Genomic DNA, 15,877 nt, shown 5'->3' on the forward strand with positions numbered 1-15,877 from the left:
TGTTGCGCAGCAAGCAACCGGCCTTGGTGCGTCAGGAGTTGTGGGGCGTGTTGATTGCCTACACCTTGTTGCGACGGCTGATGCGTCTGATGGCGGAGCAGCTGCAGGTGGCCCCGCAGCGAATCGGCTTTCATGTTGCAGCGATGGCGATCATCGATCTACTGCGCTTTGCGCCCTTGGAGTCTGCTGGAAACCTGCCTAAACGACTGGCATTGCTCTTTGAACAGGCACGGTTATTCGTGCTGCCGCCTCGGCGCGAGGGGCGGACTTATCCTCGAGTGGTCAAACGGCGTTCGGCGAAATACCCAAACAAAAATGCCAGTCAGGCTTAACTGACTGGCATTACGGCATGGCCGGGTTTTTTGTTGCTACGCCAGTGCTTGCCTCCCTCAAACCGCTTCAGGATCGGCTTCCTTGCGTGTGCCATCTGCCGCAGCGGCAGGCGGCCTGGCTGCTGCCGGCTGGCGTGCGGTGGCCGTCTTGGCGCGGGCGGGTTTGGCTGCCGGGGTCTTGGGAGCTGCGGGCTTTGCCGCCGCCGGTTTTGCGGCGGTGGGTCTCGGGGCCGGCTTGACTGCAGCCGATGGCTGCGCAGCGGCGGTGGCCGCAACCGGCTTCGCCGCTGCAGTACTGGCACTTACAGTCTTGCCAGCCGCTGCCTTGGGTGCAGCCGCCTTCGGCGCCGCAGCTTTCGCCGCCACCGGTTTGGCTGCTGCGGGTTTTGCCGCAGCAGGTTTGGCGGCCACGGCTTGCGCTGCCGGCGCGGGCCGGACTGCGGCACCAGGTTGGGGCTTGGCCGGCGACCTGGCCGCGTCGGCCGGGCCGACCACGTCGGCAGTTACCCAGCCTTCCGGCAACGGCTGCACCGAGGGGTCGTAGCTGATGTCCAAGCGCTGGGCATGCTCCTGCGCGAACTTGAGGCCGACATCGAAGCCGATGCGGAACAGCGTGTGCATATTGGAATACGACCAGTCGAACATCTGCTGCCAGCGCTCGGCCGGCAGGTCCTTGCTCAGCAACGGTACCTTCAGCAGCGCGCGTTTGGCGCTACCGTCCGGCTTGCGGTTGTGCACCAGCTCGAACAGCTTGAGGTCATCGCGGGCGATTTCGGTCAGCGGGGTGATGATGGACATCACCCATGCGTCGTACAGGCTGGTCGGCGCACGCAGCAATTGCTCGGCGCCCAGCACGTCGAACACGATCAGCGTATCGACATCGCTGCACGGGCCATGATCGGCCAGCAGCGCCTTGAAGTTGAGCGTGTCGATGGCGGCGCCCTCGATGTAGCGCTCGATCTTGCCGTCCTTGCCCGGCAGCTCGGTCGGCGGGTACAGGAAGGGGAAGGACAGCGCGGCGCGGAAATGCGTGGCATCGACATCCTTGCCGTGCCAGATGGTCATTTCGTGGCGATCAAGGTTGTAGGCATTCAGGTAGAAATGACCATTGAAGTCGCGCATCCTGGCGAAATCGACCACCTCTTCGACAAAGGGCACATGCGCGCAGAGGCCCAGGCTATCGGCGCTCAGGTCACTCGGCGTGGCAATGGCCCACATCAGTTGCTGCCAGTCGCTCCAGATGCGAAAGCCCGGGCTGATGGCATGCAATTGCTCGACCAGCTGCGCATAGGGCGATGCATTGAGCTGCTGGCGGAACAGGTCGGCCAGCACGCCGGGCTTGTTGAATATCTTGTAGTTGATCGGGTAGGCGTTGTAGATCGGATCGGCCACGCCCATCTGCACGATGTTGGCGAGCGCTTCGATCGGCGTGCCGCCCTTGGGTGCGGCATAGAGCAGGCCGATCAACGCGCCGGCGCCGGAGGTGGAAATCACGTCGAAGTCGACCTTCTGGCGCAGCATGGCCGCCAGCGCGCCAGCCATCAGCGGCATGTTCGGGGCGCCACCGCCGATCACCAGCGCCTTCTTGTGTTGCGACATCGCATGATCCTTGTTGTTTGCACTGCAACAAGAATAGCCACGCTTGCATGAAATTCCAGTGAAACACGGCCTTGGCGTCAGTAGAACGGCGCTTCGCCCTCCGGCCGTGTCTTGAAACGGCGGTGCAGCCAGTAATACTGGCTGGGAAATGCGCGCACCTGCGCTTCGATAAAGGCATTCATGCGCGCGGTATCCACCACGTCATCCCCGGCAGGAAAATCCTGCCACGCCGGATAGAAGCGGCAGACAAAGCGATTGCCCTCCAGGGTCGTGATCATGGGCACCACCGCCGCCCCGGACAAACGTGCCAGCTTGCCCATGGCTGGCACCGTGGCCGTCGGCACGCCAAAGAACGGCACAAAGATCGATTCGCGCGGCCCCAGATCCTGGTCGGGCAGGTAATAGAACGAGATATCATCGCGCAGCGCCTTGACGATGGGGCGGATGCCATCGTTGCGGCGCACCAGCAGCGTCTGGCCAAAGCGGCTGCGCCCGGCCAGCAACAGCTCGTCGAACGGGTTCTCATGCGAGGCCGAATACATGCTGCAACCCCACACATCGTGGCTCAAGCGGATACCCCCGGCATCCAGCCCGAGAAAATGCGGCGCCAGCAAGATGACGGGCTGCTTGCCGTGCACCGCCTTGTAGTGCTCGTAACCCTCGTAATGCACCAGCTTTTCCAGACTGCGCGCACTACCGAACCACAACTTGCCGTAACTCAGCACACAGCTGACCAGCTCGCGATAATGCCGGCGCAACAGGCTGCGATGGGCCGCGTCATCAAGCCCGGGAAAGCAGATGCGCATATTCACCAGCCCGATCTGGCGACGGCGCTTGACCAGCAGATACAACAACTCGCCACAGAGCGCTGCAACCGTGCGCAGCACCGGCATGGGCAGCCAGGCCAGCACGCGGAACGGCAACGCCAGCAGCCGCGCGCGCCAACTGAGTACCGGCGCGGGTAGCAACGCGCGCGTCATGTGCGCAGCTCCGGCGCCGCCGGTGCACCCGCTGGCTGTTTATAACGGTTGTAGCTCCACAGATATTGCGTGGGTGCCAACCGGATCAGGTTTTCGATCTGCGCGTTCATCCGTGCGGCATCAGCTGCCGCATCGCCGTCGAACTCGCACTGCATGGGCAACACATGCAGGCGATAGCCCCGCCCCCAGCCCAGACGTTCGGCAAAACAGAACAGCACGGTGGCATTGAACTGGCGCGCCAGCCTCGGCAACAAGGTCATGGTGTAGGCCGGCCGCTCGAAGAACGGCGCCCAGACGCCATCGCCGCCGCCCGGCGCCTGATCGGGTAGCAGATAGACGGTCTGACCGGCCTTGAGCGTTTTGAGCAACAGGCGTACACCCTTGGCGTTGGCCGGTGCGGCCAATCCCTTCTCGCGGTCGCGCGAGGCCAGCATCAAGGGCTCCAGCGATTTGATCTTGGGCGGGCGATATAACGCAGCCAGCTGCCGGTCGATGCTCATGCTGATGTGGATGCCGCAGGCTTCGATGCCCCCCAGATGCGGCGATACGAAGATGATGGGCTCGGGTCGCGCCAGCGCCGCCTCGACATGCTCCCAACCCCGCCGCTCGGTCACCAGATCGGCCACGCGCTGCGCCGGGCGCAGCCAGTGCACCGGCATTTCCAGCGCCGCCTTGCCCAGCTCGGACACACTGCGCCGCAACAACCGGTTATAATCTACGCCATTTTTAGCAAGTTTCGACTGCCCGAGGTTCTCGGCCAGGCGCCGGCGATAGGCTGGGTCCAGCACCCAGGCCAGCCAGCCCAGCAAGGTGCCCAGTGCGTGGTACAGCCACAGCGGCAACCAGGCCAGCGGTCGAAGCAAGCGAACAAGCATGTTGTATCCATGAATAGGCAGCAGGCAGGATTTTATCGGCTTTGCGCCCGTCAAGACACTTAGGAGCCCCGCGCGCCCATGAAAGAATTCCTGTTTACCTCCGAATCGGTTTCCGAAGGCCATCCGGACAAGGTTGCCGACCAGATTTCCGATTCCATTCTCGACGCCATCCTGAGTCAGGACAAAAATGCGCGCGTGGCGGCCGAGACCCTGGTCAATACCGGTCTGGTGGTGCTGGCGGGTGAAATCACCACCACAGCCAATATCGACTACATCCAGATCGCGCGCGACACCATCAAGCGCATTGGCTACGACCACAGCGACATCGGCTTCGACTACAAGACCTGCGCCGTGCTGGTGGCCTATGACAAGCAAAGTCCGGACATCGCTCAGGGCGTGGACGAAGGCGCGGGGCTGGATCTGGATCAGGGTGCGGGCGACCAGGGCCTGATGTTCGGCTATGCCTGCGACGAAACCCCGCAACTGATGCCGGCCGCGATCTACTACGCGCACCGCCTGATGCAGCGCCAGTCCGAACTGCGCAAGGACGGCCGCCTGCCGTGGCTGCGCCCCGACGCCAAGTCGCAAGTCACGCTGCGCTACGACGCCGAAACCGGCAAGGTGCTGGAAGTCGACACCATCGTGCTGTCCACCCAGCACCACCCGGATGTGTCGCACGCACAATTGTCCGAAGCCGTGATTGAAGAAATCATCAAGCCGGTGCTGCCGGCCGAATGGCTGAAGAACCCGAAGTATCTGGTCAACCCGACCGGTCGCTTCGTCATCGGCGGCCCGATGGGCGATTGCGGTCTTACCGGCCGCAAGATCATCGTCGATACCTACGGCGGTGCTGCACCGCACGGCGGCGGCGCGTTCTCGGGCAAGGACCCGTCCAAGGTCGACCGCTCGGCGGCCTACGCTGGCCGCTATGTCGCCAAGAACATCGTGGCTGCCGGTATTGCCAAGCAATGTCTGGTACAAGTGTCCTACGCGATCGGTGTATCGAAGCCGGTGTCGATCATGGTCGATACCTGGGGTACCTCGAAGCTGACCAACGAGCAGATCGTCGGCCTGATCGAGCGCCATTTCGACCTGCGCCCGAAGGGCATCGTGCAGATGCTGGACCTGCTGCGCCCGGTGTACACCCGCACCGCGTCGTACGGCCACTTCGGCCGCGAAGAGCCGGATTTCAGCTGGGAACGCACCGACAAGGCCGAAGCACTGCGCGCCGACGCGGCCAAGCTGTAAGAGCCGCATGCAACGATACGGGGTGGCTTGCCACCCCGTTTTTCATGGAAAACAGCAATGCAACAACTGAACCCCAACGATCTGGCCGCCTGGCTGGCCGATGACAGTCGCGCAAAACCCGTGCTGCTGGACGTGCGCGAAAGCTGGGAAATCGCCCAGTGCCAGCTGCCCGGCATCACGCACATCCCGATGAATGAAATTCCGGTGCGCCAGCAGGAGCTGGACCCGGACGCGCCGACGGTGGTGATCTGTCATCACGGCATGCGCAGCTATCAGGTGGCGATGTTCCTGGAGCGTAACAACGGCTTTGCGCAGTTGTTCAATCTGGCCGGCGGCGTGGCCGCATGGGCCGATCAGGTCGACCCGGCTTTTCCGCGTTATTGACCGGAAACGGTGTCCAGCCCGCGCGCTACATCACGCAGCGCGTGTGAGGTCGGTGCCAGTGCGGCCAGCAGGTGCTCGGCCGCACGCTCGGGCCGCGCATGGCCGCACATGAAGATGTCCAGCGCCGCGTAGCCGTGCTCGGGCCAGGTGTGGATGCTGATGTGTGATTCCATCAGCAGCAACACCCCGGTCACGCCCTGGCCGACGCCAAAGGCATGAAAGTGCGCAAATAGTGCCGTGGCACCTGCTGCTGCCGCTGCGCCACGCAAGACCTCCTCGATGCCGGCTGCATCACTCAAGCGTTCCGGCGCAATACCGTGCGCGTCCAGCAACAAATGCCGCCCGCAGGCGGCATGTACGACCTCGTTCACGCACACACTCCCGCGCTCACTTGTGCCCGCCGCCGTAAGACCAACCGCTGCCGCCGCTGTGATAGCCGCTGCTGCCCCAGCCACGACCGGCGCTGCCGTGGGCTCCCGTCTGAAAACCGTTGATGCCGGTGGAAACCAGCACCACCACGATGGCATAAATGACGTAAAAAAAACGCGACATTAATCCTTGAACTCCCCTGAAGCCGGCCACCACAGCAAAAAGCCGGCAATCAGCGTGACGAAGAAGATGCCGTCCCCGTCGTCGGATGCCAACCACAGCGGCACGTTGATCAGCAGCAGCACCACGATAGCGACGATGCAAGCCACTTTCAGCGACTCGCTTGTGCCGGATTCTGCCGGCTGCGGCATGCTGCCCTGCGCCTTGCCGAACCACTGGCCGATCTGCTGCGCCGGCACCGGTTTGGCCAGCGACCAGCCGGCCTCGCTGCTGGTGCTTTCCTTGGTCAGCTTGCCCATGGGGCCGGTGTAGTCGGCAATGTGCGTGACATCACCCACCTTGGCACGCCAGTTGAACGCGCCAACGGCGTAGTTGACCACGGCGGCGTAGTTGTACAGATTCTTGTAGTCCTGCTGGCGATAGCTGGCCTCCAGCGCGGTAAAGCGCTCGGGCCATTCGTCCAGCACCATCACGCGCTCCCAGCCCTCGGCGGTTTCGACCAGCCACTGGAAGCCACGATTGACGTTGTACAGCAGGTATTCAGTCCACTGCGATGACGGGTCGTCGCGCTCGCTGCAGCGCAGCACACCGATCACGCTCCACGTCAGCCCGTCGATCTTGCCCTCGTCCCCCGGCGACAGCGTGGTGCGCACGCGCTCCAGCTGTGTGACCTTCTGCAGCACCTCGGCCTTGTCGCCGGTGCAATCGACCTGCGCCTGGCATTGCGGACAGATGATCTGGGTGGCGCGGCCAGCCTGATACTTGAGCGGCCCGCCGCAGCTGGGACAATCGAGCACATTGCTGCGCCCCGGCATGCGCCCGGCGGTCTCGGCGATCTTGTCCGGCTCGCGCGTGAGCTGGCACTGCATGCCTTCCAGCGTGACCGCCTCGCCCAGATAGAGTTTGGCCGGGCCATCCGAGTAATCCAGCGTCAGGAACTGCTTGCCGCTGCGCGCGTCGGCCACGCGCGCCTGCCAGCCCTCGCCGACACGGAACGGCAGTTCGCCCTCGCCACCGGTACAGCGCGCTGTGCGCACATCGCAGAAGATGAAGCTGCGGCCATCACGGTTGTAACGTACCTCGGGCCGCAGCGATTCGAACGCCGGCGCGTCCGGCGCCGGGCCGAGGTCGCTGGTCATCACGTACTGGCCCGATGCATCGGCCAGCCAGGCGGCACTGCCGTCGTCGAACCAGACGTACCACTCGTTCCACAGCCCGTCCTCGTAGCGCAACTGGATACGGCCGACCACGCTGAAGTGGCGGCCCTGCCAGTTGCCCGACGTGCCGATCTGGATGCGGCTGTAGTCCTCCAGCACCGCACTCATCTTGCCCTGATCGCGCACGCTGTCCGCATCGCGCAGCAAGGTGCTCTGGCAATAACTGCAAACCGCCATCACCGATGCGGCAGAACGGAATACGACCTCGGCGCCACAGGCAGGGCAAGGGGTACGATACATGCAGGATTAACCGATCAGTTTCTTGAGGACTTCCGCCTTGGCGGTATCGAAATCAGCCTGCGTGATCAGGCCCTGATCCAGCAAACCCTTGAGCTGCGCCAGCTTGGCCTGCAGCGGGTCGGCCGCTGCCGGCGCTGCTGCCGCCGCCACACCAGCAGCGGCCACGACCGGCGCGGCCTGCTGTACCTGCGGGTTGACCACACCCTGCATCGCGTTGCCCATCACCTGGCCAAAACCCACGCCGGCAGCCAGCCCGGCGCCCAGACCGGCCAGGCCGCCTTCGTTCTGCGCAGCCAGCGGGATCGCCTGTGCGGTCTGGTACTGGGTGAACTTCTGCATGTCGCCCACCATGCCCATGCTGATCCGGGTATCGATGGCTTTTTGCAGTTCTTCCGGCAGCGAGATGTTCTCGACCGCGAAGTTGTCCAGTGCCAGGCCATACTTGGCAAAGGTCGGTGCCAGCACTTCGCTGATCTTTTCCGCCATCAGGCCCTGGTTGCCCGCCATGTCGAGGAAGGGCACGCCCGAGCCACCGATGGCAGTGGTCATCGATGACACCACCAGATTGCGCAGTTGCTGCTCCAGGTCATCGCGCGTGTAGATATCGCGCGTACCGCTGATTTCGCTGAAGAACAGCTTGGGGTCGACCAGCTTGTACGAATACACGCCGAAAGCGCGCAGGCGCACCATGCCGAAGTCGGCATCACGCACGGTGATCGGTTGCGGCGTACCCCACTTGCGGCCCAGCTGCACTCGGGTGCTGAAGAAGTACACATCGCTCTTGAAGGGGGACTCGAACAGCTTGTCCCAGTTCTTCAGGTAGGTGAGCACCGGCAGCGTTTGCGTGGTGAGCTTGTGCATGCCGGGGCCGAACACGTCGGCCACCTGGCCTTCGTTGATGAACACCGCCAGTTGCGACTCGCGCACCGTCAGGCTGCCGCCGTTCTGGATTTCCATCCCTTCCATGGGGAAGCGCCACGACAGCACGCCATCGCCGTCCTCGTTCCACTGCAGGACGTCTATAAACTGCTTCTTGATGAATGAACCGAGACCCATGACTACACTCCTGAGGTCAGTTGGGAAGAAATAAAGCGCGGCCAGAAAAGCCCTGCTGGCTGTGTTGCGCGCGCGGGTATTGTCAGCGCCCCATCTAGGACAGGCAGGCCGCGTTGGCGATCCCGACCACCAGCGCAACGGTGCCGATCAGCGCGCCCATGGCGACGTTGTTCTGCTCCAGCGCTTCGTTCATGCCGCGTATCACGTGCGACAACACCAGATAAGCCAGCAACTGCACCACCATGGCGCCGCCCGCCCACGCCAGAAAGGGCAGATAGCTGGCATGGTAAATGGCCGTAGCCGCCAATGTCAGCGTAAAGCCCAGCAGTGCGCCGCCAAAGCTGAGCGCGGCAGCCACCTTGCCCTGCCGGATCAGGCCCAGCTCATCGATGGGGGTGACCTTGCAATACACCACGGCAAACACCGCCAGCAGTGCAAAGATGGTCATCAGGTAGATCAGATAGGCGTAGAGCTGTTGTAACATGCCGCAGTCCTTGCGATATGTGGCGTAATCGCCGTCAATATTAAGTCAGATTCTACCGGAGCGCATTTGGATCGCATTCTTGTCCTGTCGGTATTTGTGGTGGCGTCGTGCGGATTGGCGTACGAGCTGATTGCCGGCGCACTCACCAGCTACCTGCTGGGCGATTCGGTGTTGCAGTTTTCCAGCATCATCGGCTGCTATCTGTTTGCCATGGGCGTGGGCTCGCACCTTTCCAAGTATGTGAAGGAAGAGCGCACGCTGGCGGCCTTTGTCGAGATCGAACTGCTGGTCGGCCTGATCGGCGGGCTGTCGGCCACCGTGCTGTTTCTGGTGTTTGCGTGGGCTTCGGCGCCGTTCCGCAGCGTGATGTATGCGCTGGTGTTCTGCATCGGCGTGCTGGTGGGCATGGAAATCCCGCTGGTGATGCGGGTGATGAACGCACGCCAGGCCGAATTCAAGGAGCTGGTCAGCCGCGTGCTGACCTTCGATTATCTGGGCGCGCTGGCGGTGTCGCTGCTGTTCCCGCTGGTGCTGGCGCCCAAGCTGGGCATGGCGCGCACCGGGCTGTTGTTCGGCGTGCTCAATGCTGCGGTTGCCATGTGGACCTGCTGGGCCTTCCGCCGCGACATCCCGCAGCTGGCCGGCAAGCTGGGCCGCGCCGGGCTGGTGCTGCTGGCGCTGCTGACTGCGTTTGCCTTCTCGGACAAGCTGACCACCTTGGCCGAAAAGGGCCTGTTCGGCGACGACGTGATCCATGCCGAAACCACGCGCTACCAGCGCATGGTGGTAACACGCTGGCATGACGACCTGCGCCTGTACCTGAACGGCAACCTGCAGTTCTCCAGCCGCGACGAGCACCGCTATCACGAGGCACTGGTACACCCGGTGCTGGCCAGCCTGCCGTGGGCCAAGCGCGTGCTGGTGCTGGGCGGCGGCGATGGGCTGGCACTGCGCGAAATCCTGCGTTACCCGAATATCGAGCATGTGACCCTGGTTGATCTCGACCCCGCCATGACCACGCTGTTTTCCACGGCGCCCATGCTGACCGCGCTGAACAAGGGCTCGCTCAAGGACAAGCGCGCCACGGTGGTGAATGCCGATGCAGCGCAATGGCTGGAGGGCAACGCCGAGACCTTCGACGCCATCATCATCGACTTCCCCGACCCGACCAACTTCGCGCTGGGCAAGCTGTATTCGGTGCCGATGTACCGGCTGGTGCAGCGCCACCTGGCCGAGCACGGGCTGGCGGTGGTGCAATCGACGTCACCCTACTTTGCGCCCAAGAGCTATTGGTGCATCGACGCCACCCTGCGCGAGGTGGGCTTCAATACCTGGCCCTACCACGCCTATGTGCCATCGTTCGGCGAGTGGGGCTTCATCCTGTTCAGCAAGACGCCCAATTACCAGCCGCCCGAGCACTACGCCTTGCCGATGCGCTTTCTGGATGCCGACAGCACACGGCTGATGTTCCAGTTCCCGGCCGACATGCGGCGGGTGCAAGTGGAGCCGAACCGGCTCAACTCGCAATCGCTGGTGCATTACTTCGAAGAAGACTGGCATAACGTGCTGCGATGAAGCGCCGCGACTTCCTGCTGCTTTCGGCCGGCATGCTGGCCGGCTGTACCCTGCCACCCCGGCTGGCCATCCACCGCTACGCCCCCGGCATGGCAGAAGGCCACGCGCTGCGCGACCGCAAGGCGCTGCCGGCACCATCGGCCGAGCTGCACACCGATGTGCTGATACTGGGCAGCGGCATCGCGGGCCTCACGGCTGGCTGGCGGCTGGCGCAGCAGGGCTACCAGGACTTTCTGCTGCTGAGCGGCCCCGAGCCCCATGGCAACGCCAGCGCTGCGCATCTGGCCGGCACCGATTGCCCGCGTGGTGCGCACTACCTGCCCATACCCGGCATGGCCGCCACGCAGGTACGCGAGCTGCTGGCCGAGATGGGGGTGATCGAGCGCGGCGCCGGCACGCCAGCGCCCTATTACGACGAACGCTCTCTGGTGCACGCGCCCGAAGAGCGGCTGTATCAAAACGGCCAGTGGCACAGCGGTCTGCTGCAGCCGGGCAATGCGGACGAGAACGCGCAGATCAAGCGCTTCTTTGCGCTGGTGGATCAGCTCAAGCAAAAGCGCGGCAGCGATGGCAAACGGATATTCGAAATCCCCAGCGCGCTCGCCTCGCAAGACCCGCAATGGCGCGCGCTGGACCGCATCACCTTCGATGCCTGGCTGGACCGCGAGGGTTATACCTCACCGCAACTGCGCTGGTATCTGGACTACGCCTGCCGCGATGATTTCGGCGCAACCTCGGCACGCACCTCGGCGTGGGCCGGCCTGCATTACTTCTGCAGCCGCGACGGTCGCGCCGCCAATGCCGACAACGACGCGGTGCTGACCTGGCCGGGCGGGCTGAATCCGCTGGCGCGCTACATGCAGCAACGCATCGGCGCCGCGCGCGCCTTGCCGGGGTTGGCGGCCAGGGTGAGCGAGCGCCAGGGCAAGGTCGAGACGCTGGTGTGGCAGCCGCAGCAGCAACGCATGTTGCGCATCCACGCGCGCCGGGTGATCTGCGCGATGCCGCTGCATGTGGCCATCCACGTGGTCGAGGGCATGGGCGCGCTCGGCTTTGACGCCCAAACCCATATGCCGCCCCATGCGCCATGGCTGGTGAGCAATTTCGCTTTTGACCACTTTCCATCCGAGGCGCATGGCGTGCCGCTGGCATGGGACAACGTGGTGTACGGCAGCCGCAGCCTGGGTTACGTGGTAGCCACACACCAGTTGATCCGTGCCGCACGGCCCGAGCAAACGGTATTCACCGCCTATCACGCGCTGGCCGACAACACGCCCGAGGCGGCGCGCCGCTGGCTGCAACAGGCCAGTGATGACGATCTCTATCAACTTGCCGCCACCGATCTGGCCGCCGTGTATGGCTGGAAGCTGTGGCAGAACGCGGCACAGGTGGAAATCACCGTACGCGGCCATGCCATGGCATCGCCCACGCCGGGCTTTTTATCCAATACCGGGCTGGCGGCGCTGCGTGCCTGCGATGGCCCCATCCAGTTTGCCCACAGCGATCTATCGGGCTTTTCCATCTTTGAGGAGGCCGCCTGGTGGGGCGATGCCGCTGCGCGGCGCATCCTGCGGGCATAAAAAGGGGCGCCATGCGCCCCTTTTCATCCTCAAGCAGCGCTAGCGGTCAATCGGCACCGTTGAGGCGCTTTTCCTTGAAATACTTGGTGCCGGCCACCGTCACCTCGGCGGTCAGGCCGTTCTCGGTAAACTGGTAGGCATAGATTTCCGGCGCAATCAGCGCGGCGCCGCTCAGGCCGGCGCCCGAGTCGCCCAGCTTGGCAGCAGCGGTGGCGTCACCCGAGAACGCCCAGCCCGACGTTACGAACTTGTTGTAGGCCTTCTCGCTCATGAACACCAGCACCAGCCGGCTTTCCTTGGCACCAAGGCCCAGACCGGCCTTGATTTGTGCCATGCTCATAAAGGTTTCCTTGCCGTGGCGGATGGCTTCACCTTCACCACCGCCGGCACCGGCAAACACGAACTGCACGCCACCGGTGCGGAATACCGCATAGCCGGCGGCCTTTTCGATGCCGGCCTTGGCTTCCGGGTGCGCAGCGTAGAGTTCTTCCAGCGTGCGCCTGGTGTTTTCACGGATGATGGCGCGGCGCTCGCTCGGGCTTTTCTGGGCTTGCTGTTCGGTCTTGCCGTTGTTCGACTGCGGTGCATCGACCGCCATTGCCGGTACGGCAAGGGCAAGCGACAAAAGACCGGCGATCAGGGTTTGATTGGCAAACATGCGTAAGCTCCTTTGTGTAGGGCAGTGAACCCGTGGACCTAGGTTAGTCCTCATGAGCCAGCGTTTGATCCGTCAAAATGACGGGCGGTTACGGTAAAAATAACTGCCAGCTTTCGCCGGACAAACGGTGATGCATGGATAGCCGATAGTGGCAGTAGCTTGTATCGGGAGTAGACATGAGTCCGGGCCAGACCTTGTTGGCACTGTTGTTGCTGGTGTTGGCCAGCGCGTTTTTCTCGATTGCCGAAATCTCGCTGGCGGCTGCGCGCAAATTCAAGCTGCATGCGCTGGCCGAGCAGGGCAACGCCAACGCCGCGCGCGTGCTGGCGCTGCAGGAAAAGCCGGGTGACTTCTTCACCGTGGTGCAGGTGGCCGTGAATGCAGTGGCCATCCTCGGCGGCATTGTCGGCGAGGCGGGTTTTACCCCCGCCGTCACGCAGACCTTGCTGGCAGCGGGGCTGACCGAACCGCTGGCGGGCCGGCTGGGCTTTCTGGTGGCCTTCCTGCTCACCATCACGCTGTTCATCCAGTTTGCCGACCTGATTCCCAAGCGGCTGGGCCTGTTGATGCCCGAACGCATGGCACTGCTGGTGGTGCGGCCCATGCTGCTGTGTGCGTTGTTGCTGCGACCGCTGGTGTGGCTGTTCGACGGCATTGCCAATCTGTGCTTCCGCCTGTTCGGCCTGCCGGCCAGCCGCAGCGACGCCATCACCTCGGAGGAAATCGTCGCCATGGTCGATGCCGGCACCGTGGCCGGCACCGTGCTCAAGGAGGAGCACCGGGTGATCGAGAACCTGTTCGAGCTGGGCGAGCGCTGGGTGACTTCGGCCATGACACCACGTGATCAGGTGGTGTTCTTCGCGCTGACCGAGGCGCCCGAGGCCATTCGCGCCAAGATCGTGGCCGAACCGCACAGCAAATACCTGCTGTGCGAGGCCGGCATCGACAGCGCCTTTGCCTATCTCGATGCCAAGCACCTGCTGCAGCTACTGCTGGGCGAGCCGCAGGCAGACTTGCTGACAGACCTGCGCCGGCTGGCCGTGCAGCCCTTGCTGGCGGTACCCGATACGCTATCGCTATCCGAATTGCTGGAACGCTTCAAGGAAAGCGGTGAGGACTTCGCGCTGATCGTCAACGAATATGCGCTGGTGGTCGGCGTGATCACGCTGGGTGACGTTACCGGGCAATTGATGGGCGGCCTGCTGGCGCCACTGGAAGACGAGCAGATCGTGCAGCGCGATGCCAGCTCGTGGCTGATCGACGGCATCACGCCCATCGAGGACGTGATGCGCGCGCTGAGTCTGGATGCGCTCCCGGACGAGGAAATGTACGAGACGCTGGCCGGCTTTTTGATGGTGCAACTCAAGCGCATGCCGCGCAAGGCAGAGGCCATTGATTGCGCCGGCTATCGCTTCGAGGTGGTCGATATCGACCATCACCGCATCGACCAGATCCTGGTAACCCGGCTGCCGGTTGGCGGCTGACTCGGCAAAGTGTCGTCAATGGCTTTATAATCCCGCCCACTTCCGAGGAGCGCTGCGAGGCTGCGATCTACCGATCGCCCCCAGGCTCGGATTTCCTGCGACGGCCCACACGGCTGGCGCTTCAACGGCGCTCATCTTTCAACCCGTGCCGGGCGCGGGATGACGGGTGAGCCGCATCCCCCCGGCCACATGCTAAGGACATGCACTGTGGCTGAATTCAACGATTATCACGTTGCCGATATTTCCCTTGCCGCCTGGGGCCGCAAGGAACTGAACATCGCCGAAACCGAAATGCCGGGCCTGATGGCCGTGCGCGACGAATACGGTGCACGCCAGCCGCTGAAGGGCGCGCGCATTGCCGGCTCGCTGCACATGACCATCCAGACCGGCGTGCTGATTGAGGCACTGCAGGCACTGGGCGCCGAGGTGCGCTGGGTATCGTGCAACATCTTCTCGACGCAGGATCATGCCGCTGCGGCCATCGCTGCGGCCGGCACGCCGGTATTCGCCTACAAGGGTGAATCGCTGGAAGAGTATTGGGAATTCACCCACCGCATCTTCGATTTCGGCAACGGCGAATATGCCAACATGATCCTGGACGACGGCGGCGATGCCACGCTGCTGCTGCATCTGGGCGCACGTGCCGAGCAGGACATCAGCCTGGTCGGCCAGCCGACCAACGAAGAAGAAACCGTGCTGTACGCCGCCATCAAGGCGCAGATCGCCAAAGACCCGAAGTGGTATTCCACCCGTCTGGCCGCGATCAAGGGCGTAACCGAGGAAACCACTACCGGCGTGCACCGCCTGTACCAGATGCACGAGCAGGGCAAGCTGGCCTTCCCGGCCATCAACGTCAACGACTCGGTGACCAAGTCCAAGTTCGACAACCTGTACGGCTGCCGCGAATCGCTGGTGGACGGCATCAAGCGCGCCACCGACGTGATGATCGCCGGCAAGGTTGCCGTGGTGCTGGGCTATGGCGATGTGGGCAAGGGTTGTGCGCAATCGCTGCGCGGCCTGGGCGCCACCGTGTGGGTGACTGAAATCGACCCGATCTGCGCGCTGCAAGCGGCCATGGAAGGCTATCGCGTGGTGCTGATGGAAGAAATCGCCGATCAGGCCGACATCTTCGTCACCACCACCGGCAACGTCGGCGTGATCACGCACGATCACATGAAGCGCATGCGCCACAACGCCATCGTCTGCAACATCGGCCACTTTGATTCGGAAATCGAAGTCGCCAGCCTGCGCCAGTACAACTGGGACAACATCAAGCCGCAGGTTGACCACATCGAATTCCCTGACGGCAAGCGCATCATCCTGCTGGCCGAAGGCCGTCTGGTGAACCTGGGCTGCGGCACTGGCCACCCGAGCTTCGTGATGTCCAACTCGTTTGCCAACCAGGTACTGGCGCAGATCGAGCTGTTCACCAAGCTGGAGCAATACCCGGTCGGCGTATACGTGCTGCCCAAGCACCTGGACGAAATGGTGGCCCGCCTGCACCTGAAGAAAATCGGCGCCAAGCTGACCACGCTGAGCGACGAGCAAGCCGCATATATCGGCGTCTCCAAGGACGGCCCGTACAAGCCGGCACACTACCGCTATTGATCGCCGCC

The 15,877-nt window shown here is 63.4% G+C and carries 15 protein-coding genes, 1 pseudogene and 1 riboswitch; of the genes and pseudogenes, 7 read left to right on the top strand and 9 right to left on the bottom strand.

Annotated features, from left to right (window positions below):
• A pseudogene (locus B9A19_RS12415) lies at window positions 1-332 on the top strand (IS4 family transposase); the annotation flags it as partial.
• A gap of 57 nt (window positions 333-389) precedes the next feature.
• Here the strand turns inward: B9A19_RS12415 and B9A19_RS12420 are convergent.
• From B9A19_RS12420 to B9A19_RS12430, 3 genes are all read right to left on the bottom strand, one after another.
• Window positions 390-1,931, bottom strand: a complete 1,542-nt coding sequence (locus B9A19_RS12420; RefSeq protein ID WP_084091123.1) for a patatin-like phospholipase family protein — start codon at window positions 1,929-1,931, stop codon at window positions 390-392.
• A 77-nt stretch (window positions 1,932-2,008) separates the two neighbouring features.
• Window positions 2,009-2,911 carry an LpxL/LpxP family acyltransferase gene (locus B9A19_RS12425; protein ID WP_084091124.1) on the bottom strand — a complete coding sequence of 301 codons (903 nt, stop codon included), beginning with the start codon at window positions 2,909-2,911 and terminating at the stop codon, window positions 2,009-2,011.
• On the bottom strand, window positions 2,908-3,786 hold the full coding sequence (locus B9A19_RS12430) for a lysophospholipid acyltransferase family protein (protein WP_084091125.1): 879 nt from the start codon (window positions 3,784-3,786) through the stop codon (window positions 2,908-2,910). Before B9A19_RS12430 ends, B9A19_RS12425 begins: the two co-directional genes overlap by 4 nt.
• A 78-nt stretch (window positions 3,787-3,864) precedes the next feature.
• On the opposite strand from B9A19_RS12430, the gene metK reads away from it, so the two are divergent.
• Entirely contained in the window at window positions 3,865-5,034 is a 1,170-nt protein-coding gene (metK, locus tag B9A19_RS12435; RefSeq protein WP_084091126.1) for a methionine adenosyltransferase, read from the top strand.
• 57 nt (window positions 5,035-5,091) lie between these two features.
• Window positions 5,092-5,418 carry a rhodanese-like domain-containing protein gene (locus B9A19_RS12440; RefSeq protein ID WP_084091127.1) on the top strand — a complete coding sequence of 109 codons (327 nt, stop codon included), beginning with the start codon at window positions 5,092-5,094 and terminating at the stop codon, window positions 5,416-5,418.
• On the opposite strand, the gene speD is transcribed toward B9A19_RS12440, so the two are convergent.
• From speD to B9A19_RS12460, 5 genes are all read right to left on the bottom strand, one after another.
• Window positions 5,412-5,789: an adenosylmethionine decarboxylase gene (gene speD / locus B9A19_RS23070; protein ID WP_139798816.1), complete on the bottom strand. Its 378-nt coding sequence runs from the start codon at window positions 5,787-5,789 to the stop codon at window positions 5,412-5,414. The two genes, B9A19_RS12440 and speD, sit on opposite strands and share 7 nt — an antisense overlap.
• 16 nt (window positions 5,790-5,805) lie before the next feature.
• Window positions 5,806-5,970, bottom strand: coding sequence for a hypothetical protein (locus B9A19_RS23075; RefSeq protein WP_176216912.1), 165 nt, complete (start codon window positions 5,968-5,970; stop codon window positions 5,806-5,808).
• Complete coding sequence (locus tag B9A19_RS12450; RefSeq protein ID WP_084091129.1) at window positions 5,970-7,424, bottom strand: DUF4178 domain-containing protein; 1,455 nt, start codon at window positions 7,422-7,424, stop codon at window positions 5,970-5,972. Before B9A19_RS12450 ends, B9A19_RS23075 begins: the two co-directional genes overlap by 1 nt.
• A gap of 6 nt (window positions 7,425-7,430) precedes the next feature.
• Window positions 7,431-8,480, bottom strand: a complete 1,050-nt coding sequence (locus tag B9A19_RS12455) for an SPFH domain-containing protein (RefSeq protein ID WP_084091130.1) — start codon at window positions 8,478-8,480, stop codon at window positions 7,431-7,433.
• 94 nt (window positions 8,481-8,574) lie between these two features.
• Window positions 8,575-8,964 (bottom strand): DUF350 domain-containing protein, encoded by a 390-nt coding sequence (locus B9A19_RS12460; RefSeq protein ID WP_084091131.1) that lies wholly within the window; start codon window positions 8,962-8,964, stop codon window positions 8,575-8,577.
• A 66-nt stretch (window positions 8,965-9,030) separates the two neighbouring features.
• Here B9A19_RS12460 and B9A19_RS12465 point away from each other — a divergent pair, with 66 nt between their 5' ends.
• Both B9A19_RS12465 and B9A19_RS12470 read left to right on the top strand, forming a co-directional pair.
• Window positions 9,031-10,539: a polyamine aminopropyltransferase gene (locus tag B9A19_RS12465; protein ID WP_084091132.1), complete on the top strand. Its 1,509-nt coding sequence runs from the start codon at window positions 9,031-9,033 to the stop codon at window positions 10,537-10,539.
• Window positions 10,536-12,119, top strand: coding sequence for an NAD(P)-binding protein (locus tag B9A19_RS12470; protein WP_084091133.1), 1,584 nt, complete (start codon window positions 10,536-10,538; stop codon window positions 12,117-12,119). The genes B9A19_RS12465 and B9A19_RS12470 overlap by 4 nt, the downstream gene beginning before the upstream one ends.
• A 46-nt stretch (window positions 12,120-12,165) precedes the next feature.
• Here the strand turns inward: B9A19_RS12470 and B9A19_RS12475 are convergent, their stop codons facing one another.
• Window positions 12,166-12,777, bottom strand: coding sequence for a lipid-binding SYLF domain-containing protein (locus B9A19_RS12475; protein ID WP_176216913.1), 612 nt, complete (start codon window positions 12,775-12,777; stop codon window positions 12,166-12,168).
• Window positions 12,778-12,953: 176 nt separating this feature from the next.
• On the opposite strand from B9A19_RS12475, the gene paeA reads away from it, so the two are divergent.
• Together paeA and ahcY are read left to right on the top strand one after the other, a co-directional pair.
• Window positions 12,954-14,261, top strand: coding sequence for a polyamine export protein PaeA (gene paeA, locus B9A19_RS12480; protein ID WP_084091135.1), 1,308 nt, complete (start codon window positions 12,954-12,956; stop codon window positions 14,259-14,261).
• Between the two features lie 38 nt (window positions 14,262-14,299).
• A riboswitch (S-adenosyl-L-homocysteine riboswitch) is annotated at window positions 14,300-14,401 on the top strand.
• 67 nt (window positions 14,402-14,468) lie between these two features.
• On the top strand, window positions 14,469-15,869 hold the full coding sequence (gene ahcY, locus B9A19_RS12485; protein ID WP_444541716.1) for an adenosylhomocysteinase: 1,401 nt from the start codon (window positions 14,469-14,471) through the stop codon (window positions 15,867-15,869).
• Window positions 15,870-15,877: the final 8 nt, after the last annotated feature.

The organism is Andreprevotia lacus DSM 23236 (genome assembly GCF_900176275.1).
Lineage (GTDB): Bacteria > Pseudomonadota > Gammaproteobacteria > Burkholderiales > Chitinibacteraceae > Andreprevotia > Andreprevotia lacus.